The organism is Agromyces sp. NPDC060279, from assembly GCF_042726785.1.
Lineage (GTDB): Bacteria > Actinomycetota > Actinomycetes > Actinomycetales > Microbacteriaceae > Agromyces.
In genome coordinates, this window is sequence record NZ_JBHXBK010000002.1 from 78,254 (window position 1) to 91,471 (window position 13,218).

General features: G+C 72.1%; 12 protein-coding genes and 1 riboswitch. Of the genes, 4 read left to right on the forward strand and 8 right to left on the reverse strand.

All coding sequences use genetic code 11. The features are described from left to right. Positions 1 to 3: 3 nt before the first annotated feature. Positions 4 to 1,383 carry an MFS transporter gene (locus ACFWE1_RS09095; RefSeq protein ID WP_376933158.1) on the reverse strand — a complete coding sequence of 460 codons (1,380 nt, stop codon included), beginning with the start codon at positions 1,381 to 1,383 and terminating at the stop codon, positions 4 to 6. Between the two features lie 231 nt (positions 1,384 to 1,614). Between ACFWE1_RS09095 and ACFWE1_RS09100 the strand changes: the two genes are divergently transcribed. Next, positions 1,615 to 2,076 carry a DUF2269 family protein gene (locus tag ACFWE1_RS09100; RefSeq protein WP_376933159.1) on the forward strand — a complete coding sequence of 154 codons (462 nt, stop codon included), beginning with the start codon at positions 1,615 to 1,617 and terminating at the stop codon, positions 2,074 to 2,076. A 3-nt stretch (positions 2,077 to 2,079) separates the two neighbouring features. On the opposite strand, the gene ribH is transcribed toward ACFWE1_RS09100, so the two are convergent. From ribH to ACFWE1_RS09125, 5 genes are all read right to left on the reverse strand, one after another. Beyond that, positions 2,080 to 2,568, reverse strand: coding sequence for a 6,7-dimethyl-8-ribityllumazine synthase (ribH, locus tag ACFWE1_RS09105; protein ID WP_376933160.1), 489 nt, complete (start codon positions 2,566 to 2,568; stop codon positions 2,080 to 2,082). Beyond that, positions 2,565 to 3,869 (reverse strand): GTP cyclohydrolase II, encoded by a 1,305-nt coding sequence (gene ribA, locus ACFWE1_RS09110; RefSeq protein WP_376933161.1) that lies wholly within the window; start codon positions 3,867 to 3,869, stop codon positions 2,565 to 2,567. Before ribA ends, ribH begins: the two co-directional genes overlap by 4 nt. Next, complete coding sequence (locus ACFWE1_RS09115; protein ID WP_376933162.1) at positions 3,866 to 4,528, reverse strand: riboflavin synthase; 663 nt, start codon at positions 4,526 to 4,528, stop codon at positions 3,866 to 3,868. The genes ribA and ACFWE1_RS09115 overlap by 4 nt, the downstream gene beginning before the upstream one ends. A gap of 1 nt (position 4,529) precedes the next feature. Beyond that, positions 4,530 to 5,576 carry a bifunctional diaminohydroxyphosphoribosylaminopyrimidine deaminase/5-amino-6-(5-phosphoribosylamino)uracil reductase RibD gene (ribD, locus tag ACFWE1_RS09120; protein ID WP_376933163.1) on the reverse strand — a complete coding sequence of 349 codons (1,047 nt, stop codon included), beginning with the start codon at positions 5,574 to 5,576 and terminating at the stop codon, positions 4,530 to 4,532. Positions 5,577 to 5,652: 76 nt separating this feature from the next. Then, positions 5,653 to 5,790, reverse strand: a riboswitch (FMN riboswitch). A 70-nt stretch (positions 5,791 to 5,860) separates the two neighbouring features. Beyond that, the gene (locus ACFWE1_RS09125) at positions 5,861 to 6,856 is read right to left on the reverse strand and encodes a sugar-binding transcriptional regulator (protein WP_376933164.1); all 996 of its coding nucleotides are present in this window, start codon (positions 6,854 to 6,856) and stop codon (positions 5,861 to 5,863) included. 121 nt (positions 6,857 to 6,977) lie between these two features. Between ACFWE1_RS09125 and ACFWE1_RS09130 the strand changes: the two genes are divergently transcribed. From ACFWE1_RS09130 to glpK, 3 genes are all read left to right on the forward strand, one after another. Then, the gene (locus ACFWE1_RS09130) at positions 6,978 to 8,723 is read left to right on the forward strand and encodes an FAD-dependent oxidoreductase (protein WP_376933165.1); all 1,746 of its coding nucleotides are present in this window, start codon (positions 6,978 to 6,980) and stop codon (positions 8,721 to 8,723) included. Positions 8,724 to 8,872: 149 nt separating this feature from the next. Further along, complete coding sequence (locus tag ACFWE1_RS09135) at positions 8,873 to 9,646, forward strand: MIP/aquaporin family protein (protein ID WP_376933166.1); 774 nt, start codon at positions 8,873 to 8,875, stop codon at positions 9,644 to 9,646. A gap of 51 nt (positions 9,647 to 9,697) precedes the next feature. Continuing rightward, positions 9,698 to 11,212: a glycerol kinase GlpK gene (gene glpK, locus ACFWE1_RS09140; RefSeq protein WP_376933167.1), complete on the forward strand. Its 1,515-nt coding sequence runs from the start codon at positions 9,698 to 9,700 to the stop codon at positions 11,210 to 11,212. Positions 11,213 to 11,336: 124 nt separating this feature from the next. On the opposite strand, the gene ACFWE1_RS09145 is transcribed toward glpK, so the two are convergent. Together ACFWE1_RS09145 and trpS are read right to left on the reverse strand one after the other, a co-directional pair. Then, positions 11,337 to 12,158 carry an HAD family hydrolase gene (locus ACFWE1_RS09145; protein WP_376933168.1) on the reverse strand — a complete coding sequence of 274 codons (822 nt, stop codon included), beginning with the start codon at positions 12,156 to 12,158 and terminating at the stop codon, positions 11,337 to 11,339. Beyond that, positions 12,133 to 13,143 (reverse strand): tryptophan--tRNA ligase, encoded by a 1,011-nt coding sequence (gene trpS / locus ACFWE1_RS09150; protein WP_376933169.1) that lies wholly within the window; start codon positions 13,141 to 13,143, stop codon positions 12,133 to 12,135. The genes ACFWE1_RS09145 and trpS overlap by 26 nt, the downstream gene beginning before the upstream one ends. Between the last annotated feature and the right edge of the window lie 75 nt (positions 13,144 to 13,218).

Consider the following 13,218-nt stretch of genomic DNA (forward strand, 5'->3'; position numbering starts at 1 on the left):
TGCTCAGAGCACCGCGGAGGACTCGAGGCCCGCCTCGTCGAAGTCGACGTCGCGGGTCTCCTTCGAGACGAGCAGCGCGACGAGCGTCAGCACGCCCATGACCGACAGGTAGATGCCCACCCAGAACGGGCTGCCGCCGCCGGCCTGCCACAGCGCCACCGCGATGAACGGCGCGACGGCGGCGCCCAGGATCGACGACACGTTGTACGAGATGCCCGAGCCCGTGTACCGCACGTTCGTCGGGAACAGCTCGGGCAGCAGCGCGCCCATCGGGCCGAACGTCATGCCCATCAGCGCGAAGCCCACGACGAGCCAGGCCATCACGCCCGCGAAGCCGGCGGAGAGCATCGGCACCCAGACGAGGCCGAAGACGATGATGCCGATCGTCACCCAGATGAGCGTGCGGCGCCGGCCCCAGCGGTCGGCCCAGGGGCCCGAGAGCAGGGTGAAGACGCCGAAGAAGAGCACGCCGCCGATGAGCATCAGCACGAAGGTGTTGTACGAGTAGCCGAGGCCGGGCAGGGCGCCGTCGGCGGCCTCGACGGGCGCGCGGCCGTAGCTCAGCGAGAACGTCGTCATCAGGTAGAAGAGCACGTACGTCGCGAGCATGAAGAAGGTGCCGAGGATGAGCTGGCGCCAGTACTTGCGGAAGACCGTCGCGAGCGGCAGGCGCTGGATGCGGCCCTGCTTCGACGCCGTCGAGAACGCGGTCGACTCGACGAGGCGCAGGCGCACCCAGAGGCCGACGGCGACCATGACGATCGAGAACAGGAACGGGATGCGCCAGCCCCAGTCGAGGAAGGCCTGCGAGGGCATCGAGGGGTCGTCGGAGGGCAGCGCGGCGGCGATGATCAGGAACAGCCCGTTCGCGATGATGAAGCCGATCGGCGCGCCCAGCTGTGGGAAGGTGCCGTACCAGGCCCGCTTGCCCTTCGGCGCGTTCTCGGTCGCGACGAGCGCGGCGCCCGACCACTCGCCGCCGAGGGCGAAGCCCTGCGCGATGCGCAGAACGACGAGCAGCAGCGGGGCGAACCAGCCCACCGCGAGGTAGGTCGGCAGCACGCCGATGAGGAAGGTCGCGATGCCCATCGTGAGCAGCGCGCCGACGAGCGTGGCCTTGCGGCCGATCTTGTCGCCGAGGTGCCCGAAGACGACGGCGCCGAGCGGGCGGGCGACCATCGCCGCGCCGAACACGGCGAACGAGGACAGCAGCGCCGTGGTCGCGTCGCCGGTCGGGAAGAACAGGTGCGGGAAGACGAGGACCGCCGCGGTCGCGTAGACGTAGAAGTCGTAGAACTCGATCGTCGTGCCGATGAGGCTGGCGAGGATGACCCGGCTGCGCGGATTGGCCGGCGCGGCGGGGGCGGTCGATGGGGCTGACATGCTGCAGAGACTCCGTGCGGTTCGAGGCCCCGGCGGACTGGCGTCGGTCTGGCGTCGGTTCCGCTGGTGGCGGGATGATCTGCTGCTTGTGGCAACCCGCCAACCTTACGCGCGGTGGCGTCGCGCGGCGGCTCCGCTGCGACGAGCGGTCGCATCCGGGCGACGAACGGCGACCGGCGGGTCAATCGAAGGTTCGAAGCGACGGATCGCCCCGCTGGTTAGGCTGGGGGCATGGACACCATCTTCACCGTTCTGCACGTCGTCACCGCGGTCTTCATCGTCGGGCCGATGGCGATCATCCCGATGACGGCGATGCGGGCGGTGCGCGCGGGCAACGCGGCGCAGGTCCGCGTGCTCGCGAAGTCGACCACGGTCTTCAGCTGGCTGTCGCTCATCGTCTTCGTGCTCGGCTTCGGCGTCATGGGCATGGCCGACAAGGAGTACGGCCTGAGCTTCACGACGCCGTGGATCCTCTGGTCGATCATCCTCTACGTCGTCGCCTTCGCCCTCAGCGTCTTCGTCGTGGTGCCCGCGATGAACAAGGCGGCCGACGCGCTCGAGGCGAGCGTGACCGCGAGCGCCGGCGGCGCCGTGGCCGCCGAGAAGTCCGGCTACCCGGCGATCGCCGCGGGCAGCGGCATCGTCTCGCTGCTCCTCGTCGCCGTCGTCGTGCTCATGGTCTGGAAGCCGTAGCGGCTAGGCGCCGGCGAGCCCGCGCAGCACGCGCGCGGTCGCGATCGCGGCCTCTGCGGCCTCGCGTCCCTTGTCTTCCTTCGAGCCGGGAAGCCCGGCCCGGTCGAGACCCTGGCGTTCGTCGTCGAGGGTGAGCACGCCGAAGCCGACGGGCTTGCCCGTGTCGAGCGCGACCCGCGTGAGGCCGTCGGTCGCCGCCGCCGAGACGTACTCGAAGTGCGGGGTGCCGCCGCGGATGATGACGCCGAGGGCGACCACCGCGTCGGCGCCGGCCTCGAGCGCCGCCTTCGCGACGACCGGCAGCTCGAAGCTGCCGGGCACCCGCACCAGGCGGTGCGCGGCGCCCGCCGCGTCGAGGGTGCGCGTCGCGCCGGCGATCAGCCCGTCGGTGATCTCGTCGTGCCAGCTTCCGGCGACGACGACCACGTCGAGGCCGGAGCCGTCGAGGTCGAGGCTCGAGCTGTCGAGGTTGGGGGAGCCGGCTCCGCTCATGATGCATGTCCTTCCAGGAGTGCTTCAGCCGCGGCATCCGCGAGCTGCTGTTCGTCGATCTGGTGCCCCATCCGGGCGGCCTTGGTCTCGAGGTAGCGCTGGTTGCCGCGACCGACCCCGACGACGAGCGGCAGCCGCTCGGCGACGTCGACGCCGTGCTCGGCGAGCTGGCGCACCTTCTCGGGGTTGTTCGTCAGCAGGCGCACGCGCGTGACGCCGAGCTCGGCGAGGATGGCGCTCGCCGCGCCGTAGTCGCGGGCATCGGCCGGCAGGCCGAGCGCCACGTTCGCGTCGAGGGTGTCGAGGCCGTCCTCCTGCAGCCGGTACGCCCGCAGCTTGTTGATGAGGCCGATGCCGCGCCCCTCGTGCCCGCGCAGGTAGATGACGACGCCGCCCTCGCGCTGGACGATCTCGAGCGCCGCGTCGAGCTGCGGCCCGCACTCGCACTTCAGCGAGCCGAGCGCCTCGCCCGTCAGGCACTCGGAGTGCACCCGGACGATGGCGCCGCCCGCGGTCGCGGCAGGGTCGCCGGACAGGATCGCGAGGTGGTCCGCACCGGTCTTGCGGTCGCGGTACGCCCGCACCCGGAAGTCCCCGAAGCTCGTCGGCAGCAGCGTCTCGACCTCGAAGTCGACCCGCGCCGACTCGGCGATCGCGGCGGCGCCCGAGGCGTCTGCGCCGACCGCGGCATCCCCGTGCTCGTGGAGCCAGTCCACGAGGGCGGCGACCGTCGTGACGGGCAGCCCCTCCTCCTCGCCGAGCTCGATGAGGCCGGGCAGGCGCATCATCTCGCCGTCGTCGGCCACGAGCTCGCCGATCACGCCGACGGGGGACAGCCCCGCGAGCCGCATCAGGTCGACCGCGGCCTCGGTGTGGCCGGCACGTTCGCGCACCCCGCCGTCGACGGCGCGGAGCGGCAGGATGTGCCCGGGCCGGATCAGCCGCTCGGGCGTCGCCTCGGGGTCGGCGAGCACGCGCAGCGTGTGCGCGCGGTCGGCCGCCGAGATGCCGGTCGAGGTGCGGTCGGCCGCGTCGACCGAGATCGTGTAGGCGGTGCCGCGCACGTCCTCGTTTCGGGCCACCATGGGCGGCAGCTGCAGCCGGTCGGCGAAGCCGTTCGGCATGGGCGCGCAGAGGAAGCCGCTGGTGCGGCGCACCATCCAGGCGATCCACTCCTGCGTCGCGAACTCGGCCGCCATGATGGCGTCGCCCTCGTTCTCGCGCGCCTCGTCGTCGGCGACGATCACGGGCTTGCCCGCGCGCAGCGCGTCGAGGACTTCGGGGATGGTGGCGAGGCTCATGCCCGCACCTCCTGCTCGTCGGCGAGGGAGCTCGGCAGTTCGCGCCCCTCGAAGCGGTGCAGCCTCGCGACGTGGCGCGCGAGGATGTCGGTCTCGATGTTCACGAGCTCGCCCGGCCGCCGCTCGCCGAGGGTCGTCGCCTGCAGCGTCTCGGGGATGAGCGACACCTCGAACCAGTGCCCCGCATCGGCGCCGGTGCCGGTCGTGCCGACCTCGCTCACGGTGAGCGAGACGCCGTCGACGGCGATCGAGCCCTTGTCGACCACGAGCGGGGCGTGCGCCTCGTCGAGGGAGAAGCGCACGACGCGCCAGCCGTCCTCCTGGCGCACCTCCAGCACCGTCGCGGTGCCGTCGACGTGACCCTGCACGATGTGCCCGCCGAGGCGGTCGCCGACGCGGGCGGCGCGCTCGAGGTTCACCGCGAGGCCCGCTCGGGCGCCGTCGAGGGTCGAGACGGCGAGCGTCTGGCCCATGACGTCGGCGGTGAAGCGCTCCGCGTCGAAGTCGACGACCGTGAGGCAGACCCCCGAGACGGCGATCGAGTCGCCGTGCGCGACGCCCTCGACCGCGAGCGGCCCGCGGACGGTGAGCCGGGCGGCGTCGGCGCCGCGCTCGACGCGCTCGATGCGGCCGAGCTCTTCGATGATGCCGGTGAACATGTCAGTTCCCTTCGGTGGGGGTGGTCGGTGCGGCCCGGTGGGCGACGAGGAGCACGTCGTCGCCGAGGCGTTCGACGGCGGAGAACGCGAAGCGCGGGGCCGCGGCGATGGTGGGCACGCCGAGCTCGCCGAGGGCGAGGCCCGGCCCGCCGAGCAGGGTCGGGGCGAGGTAGACGAGGAGCTCGTCGGCGAGGCCGGCGGCGAGGAACGCGGAGGCGAGCGTCGGCCCGCCCTCGACGAAGAGCGAGCGGATGCCTCGCGCCGCGAGCTCCTCGAGGGCGGCGGCGAGCTCGCGGCCGTCGTACTGCAGCAGTTCCTGCGGGTGGCGGCGCAGGGCGGCGCCCGCGGGCACCTCGCGGCGGCCGAAGACGACGGGCACCGGCTGGTGTGCGAGCAGGCCGCCCTCGGCGTCGCGGGCGGTGAGCGCGGGATCGTCGGCGAGGACGGTGCCGGTGCCGACGGCGATGGCGTCGGCGGCGGCGCGCCGGCGGTGCACGTCGGCGCGGGCGGCCGGGCCCGTGATCCACTGACTCGTGCCGTCCGCGGCGGCGGCGCGGCCGTCGAGGCTCGACGCCCATTTCACCGTCACCCGCGGGCGGCGGGCGCGGGCGGTGAACAGCCAGTCACCGATCGCGGCCTCCACCTCGTCGGCGAGCAGGCCCCGCTCGACCGCGACGCCGGCGGCGCGCAACCGCTCGGCGCCGCCGCTCGAGGCGCGGCCGGGGTCGGCGACGGCGTAGACGACGCGGGCGACCCCCGCCTCGATGAGGGCTTCGGCGCAGGGCCCGGTGCGGCCGGTGTGGTTGCAGGGCTCGAGCGTCACGACGGCGGTGGTGCCGCGCGCCGCGCCCGCGGGGAGCTTCGCGAGGGCGTCGACCTCGGCGTGCGCGGTGCCGGCGCCGCGGTGCCAGCCCTCGGCGAGCGTCTCGCCGTCGGGGGAGAGCAGCACGCAGCCGACCTGCGGGTTCGCGCCCGTGGCGGGACCGCGGTGGGCGAGCTCGATCGCCCGTCGCATCGCGCGGAGCTCCGCGTCGTGGCCTGCCGTCATGTCCGTCCTCGTGATCGAGGCTCCGGGGTGCGCGGCGCGCCGCAGTTCGGCCGCATGCGCGAACGCACCTCGGCCGACACGTGCCGCCTCCCATCCGGACTCTCACCGTCGGTACCGGAGTTCCACCGGTTCAACCGCTCGCTCCCCGAAGGGCGCTCGCGGCTCGCGGACTGTCACCGCCGGTTCGGAATTGCACCGACCCCGGAGCACGTTGTCGTGTTCGATTCTAGGTCAACGCGCCGGGCGCCGGACTATTCCCGTGGTCACGGGGCGACACAGCGTGGCTACGCGTGCTCGACGAGCGCCCGGGCCGTGCCCTCGTCGGTGATGAGGTCGGTGATGAGCCCTGCGGCGATCGCCCCGCGCAGGCTCGGCAGCTTCGCGCGCCCCGACACGACGCAGATGCGACGCGGGGCGCGGCGCAGCACGCCGAAGTCGGGGCCGGTGGCCCGCTCGTTCAGCGGGATGCCGTCGCTCGAGCCATCCGCCCGGTAGAACACGGTGGCGACGTCGCCGACGACGCCGTCCGCGCTGAGCGCGGCGTAGTCGTCGCGCTCGAGGTACCCGCCCTGGTAGACGCGGCTCGCGACCTCGGCGAAGGGCGAGCCGACGCCGAAGAGGGCGACGTCGAGGCGCTCCTGCAACTCGAGCAGCCGCTTCGTGCTGCGCTCGCGCCAGAACGCCTCCTTCGTGGCGGGGTCGTCGAAGAAGGCGGGCACGGGGAACTGCTGCACCTTCGCGCCGAAGGCGTCGCCGAAGCGGCGCAGCAGCTCGCTCGCGTAGAGGATGCCGGTGGTGCGGAGGTTGCCCGCCCCGTTGAGCTGCACGATCTCGCTGTTGTGGGTCGACTTGGGCACGAGGTGCCGACTGACCGCGCTCATGGTCGAGCCCCAGGCGACTCCGACGAGCTGGTTCGAGTCGATGAAGCGGCCGAGAATCCGTGCAGCCGAGAGCGCGACCCGGTCGAGCCGATCGACGTCGCTCGCCTGATCGGGCACGGGCACGACGTGCGCGGCGATCTCGTGGCGTTCGAGGATCTCCTGCTCGAGCCGGCTCGGCAGATCGAGCGGGGAGTGGATGGAGATCTCGACGAGCCCGCTCGCCCTGGCGTGGCTCAACAGGCGCGAGACCGAGGAACGGGAGGTGTGCAGCTCCGCGGCGATGGCGTCCATCGTGAGGTCCTGCATGTAGTACAGGTGCGCCGCGCGCAGCGCGTCGCGCGTCTTGCCGGCCGGCACCTCGGGGCTGCGGTCGGGGTCGTCCTGCGGGGTCCAGGTCATCGCCGGTCTCCTTGCACGTTTGTGCACGCGAGTTGAAAGAAGGTTCGCGTGCGTTCACGATGTATTCATCCACAGACGGGACGCTTCTGGCAAGCCCGTCGGCACCGTCGAAAGGACCGGGATGAGCCACACGTCGACGTCGACGCATCCGACCGCCGCGGAGCGGCCCGAGATCGCCGAGCTGCGCGCCCGGCCGACGGCGCAGGTCGTCGTGATCGGCGGCGGCATCAACGGCATCGCGACCTTCCGCGATCTCGCCCTGCAGGGCGTGGACGTCGTGCTCGTCGAGCGCGACGACTTCGTCTCGGGCGCCTCCTCCGCGTCCTCGCACATGATCCACGGCGGTATCCGCTACCTCGAGAACGGCGAGTTCCGGCTCGTGCAGGAGTCGGTCACCGAGCGCAACGCGCTCATCCGCCTCGCGCCGCACTACGTCAAGCCGCTGCAGACGACCGTGCCGATCTTCTCGACCTTCTCGGGCATCCTCTCGGCGCCGCTGCGCTTCCTCACCCACCGCTCGGGCAAGCCGACCGAGCGCGGGGCGCTGCTCATCAAGACCGGCCTCACGATCTACGACTCCTTCTCGCGCGACGGCGGCAGCGTGCCGCGCCACCGATTCCTGGGGCGCACGCGCACCCTCGCCGAGCTGCCTAGGCTGAACCCCGGCGTGAAGTACACCGCCACCTACTACGACGCGAGCATGCACGACCCCGAGCGGCTCGCCCTCGACGTGCTGCACGACGGGCTCGCCGCGGGGTCCCATGCCCGCGCCGCGAACCACCTGGAGGCCGTCGGCCTGGGCGCCGGCGGCGTGCGCGTGCGCGACCGGTTGAGCGGGGCCGAGTTCGAGCTCGCCGCCGACGTCGTCGTGAACACCTCGGGGCCCTGGACCGACCTCACGAACGAGGCGCTCGGTCAGGAGACCCGCTTCATGGGCGGCACCAAGGGTTCGCACATCGTGCTCGACCACCCCGAGCTGCTCGAGGCCACCGGCGGCCGCGAGATCTTCTTCGAGCACGAGGACGGCCGCATCGTGCTGATCTACCCGCTCAAGGGCCGGGTGATGGTCGGCACCACCGACCTCGAGCACGACATGCGCGAGCCCGCCGTGTGCACCGAGGAGGAGATCGACTACTTCTTCGAACTCGTCGCGCACGTTTTCCCGGACATCGAGGTGGACCGCTCGCAGATCGTCTACCGCTTCTCGGGCGTGCGCCCGCTGCCCCGCCACGACGAGACCCAGCCGGGTTTCGTCTCGCGCGACTACCGCATCGAGCGGGCCGAGGCGCCGGGCCGCCGCGGCACGACCGTGCTGAGCCTCGTCGGCGGCAAGTGGACCACATTCCGCGCGCTCGCCGAGCACCTGTCGAACGAGGTGCTCGAGCTCCTCGGCACCGAGCGCCGGCGCAGCACCGCCGGGCTCGCGATCGGCGGCGGCGCGGGCTACCCGACCACGCCGGACGCCCGCCGGGTCTGGCTCGTGTCGCACGGCGACGAACTCGGCGCCGTGCGCGCCGAGGAACTGCTCGAGCGCTACGGCACCCGCGCCGAAGCGCTCATCGACGAGCTCGAGCCCGCCGAGGACCTCGTGCTCACGAACCACCCCGGGTACAGCCGGCAGGAGATCGCCTGGCTCGTGCGCCACGAGCGCGTCGCCCGGCTCGACGACCTCGTGCTGCGCCGCACCAGCATCGCCTTCACCGGCACCGCCACCCTGCCGCTCCTCGAGGAGCTCGCGGCCATCGCGGGCGAGGTGCTCGGCTGGAGCGCCGAGCGGCGGACGGCGGAGGTCCAGGCGACCCGCGCGCTCCTCGCGGAGCGGCACGGCGTGCAGCTGCCGGAGCTCGAGGCCGCCGCCGCCCAGTAGCGCGCACCGGGTGCACATCTGCACGGATGTGCACCCGAAAACGCTCCGCACCGGGTACTTCCCCGGATAGCGTGCAGCAGGGCCCCTCGGCCCGATGTCACACCGGGGGCGGCGACCCGTGCCGCCCCACCCATTGAAAGAAGGTCAACGTGGACAATCTCGGCGTCCTGTTCCTCGCGGAACTCGTCGGCACCGCCCTGCTCGTGCTGCTCGGCACGGGCGTCGTCGCCAATGTCGCGCTCGTGCGCAACAAGGGCTTCAACGGCGGCTTCCTCATGGTCAACATCGGCTGGGGCCTCGCGGTCTTCGCGGGTGTCGTGGTCTCCTACGCCTCCGGCGCGCACCTGAACCCGGCGGTCACGCTCGGGCTCGTCGCGAACGGCGCGGAGCAGTTCGGCAACGGCGATCTCGGCACCACCGTTCCCGTCTCGTTCGTCTCGGTGCTCACCTACCTCGGCGCGCAGATGCTCGGCGCGTTCCTCGGCGCCGTCGTCACCTGGCTCGCCTACAAGCAGCACTTCGACGCGGAGCCCGAGGCGGCGAACAAGCTCGGCGTGTTCTCGACCGGCCCGGCGATCCGCTCCTACGGCTGGAACCTCGTGACCGAGATCATCGGCACCTTCGTGCTGGTCTTCGTCGTGATCGGCTTCGGCCGCAACGGCGACACCTCGGGGCTCGCCGCGCTCGGCGCTTTGCCCGTCGCCCTGCTCGTGATCGGGATCGGCGCCTCGCTCGGTGGCCCGACCGGCTACGCGATCAACCCGGCTCGTGACCTCGGCCCGCGCATCGCGCACGCCATCCTGCCCATCAAGGGCAAGGGCTCGAGCGACTGGGGCTACTCCTGGGTGCCCGTGCTCGGCCCGATCATCGGCGGCGTCCTCGCCGGCCTCGCGGCGATCCCGCTGCTGCCGGTCCTCGGCTGAGCCGAACCGATTCCCACCCACCACCCGCACTGACAGCAACGGAGTTCTCAGATGGCTGACTACGTCCTCGCGATCGACCAGGGCACGACCTCGTCGCGCGCGATCATCTTCGACAAGTCCGGTTCGATCGTCTCGACCGGGCAGCTCGAGCACGAGCAGATCTTCCCGAAGGCCGGCTGGGTCGAGCACGACCCGAAGGAGATCTGGAACAACACCCGCGAGGTCATCGGCCAGGCCCTGGCCAAGGCCGACCTGACCCGCCACGACATCGCCGCGGTCGGCATCACCAACCAGCGCGAGACCGCCGTCGTCTGGGACAAGACGACCGGCGAGCCCGTGTACAACGCGATCGTCTGGCAGGACACCCGCACCCAGGACATCGTCGACCGCCTCGCCGCGGACGGCGGTGTCGAGCGGTTCAAGGCCAAGGTCGGCCTGCCCCTCGCGACGTACTTCTCCGGCACGAAGATCGTCTGGATCCTCGAGAACGTCGAGGGTGCGCGCGAGAAAGCCGAGGCGGGGGACCTGCTGTTCGGCACCACCGACTGCTGGGTGCTGTGGAACCTCACCGGCGGGGTCGACGGCGGCGTGCACGCCACCGACGTCACCAACGCGAGCCGCACGATGTTCATGGACCTCGAGACCCTCGCCTGGGACGACGAGATCCTCGCGGCCTTCGGCGTGCCCCGCTCGATGCTGCCCGAGATCAAGAGCTCGTCCGAGGTCTACGGCGTCGCCGAGGCATCCAGCCTGCTGCGCGAGACGCCGATCGCCGGCATCCTCGGCGACCAGCAGGCGGCGACGTTCGGCCAGGCCGCGTTCGAGGCCGGCGAGGCGAAGAACACCTACGGCACGGGCAACTTCCTGATCTTCAACACCGGCACGGACATCGTGCACTCGAAGAACGGGCTGCTCACCACCGTCGGCTACAAGCTCGGCGACGCCCCCGTGCACTACGCGCTCGAGGGTTCGATCGCGGTCACCGGCTCGCTCATCCAGTGGCTGCGCGACAACCTCGGCCTCATCTCGAGCGCCGCGGAGGTCGAGGAGCTCGCGAAGGGCGTGGAGGACAACGGCGGCGCGTACTTCGTGCCGGCGTTCTCGGGCCTGTTCGCGCCGTACTGGCGCCCGGACGCGCGCGGCGCGCTCGTCGGCCTCACCCGCTACGTGAACAAGGGCCACATCGCCCGCGCCGCGCTGGAGGCGATCGCCTTCCAGACCCGCGACGTGATCGAGGCCGTGAACGCCGACGCCGGGGTGGACCTCACCGAGCTCCGCGTCGACGGCGGGGCGACGGCGAACGACACCCTGCTGCAGTTCCAGGCCGACATCCTCGGCGTGCCGGTCGTGCGACCGGTCGTCGCGGAGACGACGGCGCTCGGCGCGGCCTATGCCGCGGGCCTCGCGGTCGGCTTCTGGTCGGGCCTCGACGAGCTCAGCGCCAACTGGCAGGAAGACACGCGCTGGACCCCGTCGATGGACGAGGCCGAGCGTGCACGTCTCGACCGCAACTGGAAGAAGGCCGTCACGAAGACCCTCGACTGGGTCGACGACGACGTGCGCTGATCGGCGCGGCGGGGCCCTCGGCCCCGCCCGCCGATCGGGCGCACGGGTCCTGGGGAGGACCCGAAGGGGAGGACGGGCCGGATGCCGAGGCATCCGGCCCGTCCGCGTTCCCGGCTCGGTGTGCTCAGCCGAGCCGACTGACGAGCAGAGCGGATGCCTCGTCGAGCGTCGTCGCCTCGAGCACGCCGAGCTCCCGGGCGAGGGCGGCCTCGGCAGGATCGGGCGTCGCGTCGACGCGGTTCAGCCAGACGCCGAGGAGGCCGGCCTCGGCCGCACCGATCGCGTCGGTGCGGAGCCGGTCGCCGACGTACGCGACGGGCCCGAGCGGACCGGTCTCGGCGAAGCGTTCGACCGCGGCGAGGAAGATCGCCGGGTCGGGCTTGGCGAAGCCGAGCGCGCCGGAGGCGACGACGTGCTCGAACCGCTCGGTGAGGCCGAGCCGGTCGAGCTTCGCGAGCTGGAAGTCGAGCTCGCCGTTCGTGATGACCCCGAAGCGCACGCCGGGCAGACCCGCCTCGAGGGCCGCGAAGCTGCGAGCGACGTCGGCGTGCACGCGCCACGAGGCGCGGTAGTGCGCGAAGTACTCGTCGAACCAGGCGCCGGCCGCCGGGTCGTCGAGGGACTCGCCGTGGGCGAGGGCGAAGTCGCGCGCTCTGGCCCGCCGCTGCCCCTCGAACGTCAGCTCGCCCGCGAGGTACGCGTGGTAGTGCCGCTCCTCGAGCTCGTGCCAGAGCACGGGCACGTCGAGCCCGGCGACCGGGTCGTATGCCCGGATGCGCATGTGCTGCTCGATGCCGAGCTGCACGGCCTCGCGGTGCGCCATCAGCGTGTCGTCGAGGTCGAAGAGCACGACGGGCGCAGGGCGGCCCGGCGCTGAGCGGTGCGTCGGCACGGCCGCGCCGGTCACGGCGTCGCCGGGCCTAGCGGCGGCGGAGGAAGCCGACACGCTCGTACACCTGGGCGAGCACGCGCTCGGCGCGCTCGGAGGCCTTGTCGGCGCCGATCGCGAGGAGCCGGTCGAGCTCGGCCGGGTCGTCGAGCAGTTCGAAGGTGCGCGCGCGGAACGGCTCGAGCCGTTCGACGACGAGCTCGGCGAGCTCCTTCTTCAGGTCGCCGTAGCCGCGACCCTCGTAGCGGGCCGCGATGGTCTCGATCGACTCGCCGCTCGCCGCGGCGTAGATGTCGAGCAGGTTCGAGATGCCGGGCTTCGCCTGCCGGTCGTAGCGGATCTCGCGCTCGGCGTCGGTGACCGCGCTCTTGATCTTCTTCGCGGTGATCTTCGGGTCGTCGAGGAGCTTCACGAGGCCGGCCTCGGAGGCGGCCGACTTGGACATCTTCGCCGAGGGGTCCTGCAGGTCGTAGATGCGCGCGGAGGCCTCGGGGATGTACGCCTCGGGGATGACGAACGTCTCGCCGTAGCGGGAGTTGAAGCGGCCGGCGAGGTCGCGGGTGAGCTCGAGGTGCTGCCGCTGGTCGTCGCCGACGGGCACGAGGTTCGTCTCGTACAAGAGGATGTCGGCGGCCATCAGCACCGGGTAGGTGAAGAGGCCGACCGTCGTGGACTCGGCGCCGTAGCGCTGCGACTTGTCTTTGAACTGCGTCATGCGCCCGGCCTCGCCGAAGCCGGTGATGGTGCCGAGCACCCAGGCGAGCTCGGCGTGCGCGGGCACCTGCGACTGCACGAAGAGCGTGGATCGCTCAGGGTCGATGCCGGCGGCGAGATACTGCGCGGCGGTGCGCCGCGAGCTCTCGCGGAGCTTGGCCGGGTCCTGCGCCACGGTGATGGCGTGCAGGTCGACGACGCAGTAGATCGGGTCGACGGTGTCTTGCAGCGCGACCCAGTTGACGAGCGCGCCGAGGTAGTTGCCGAGATGGAGGGAGTCGCTCGACGGCTGCATGCCGGAGAAGACGACGGGTCGTTCGGTGCTCATGGTGTCCTCGATGAAGTTCGGATGACGCACGGTCGGGGCGGCCGGAGGCCGGGGATCGCGGGGTCGCGGGGTCGC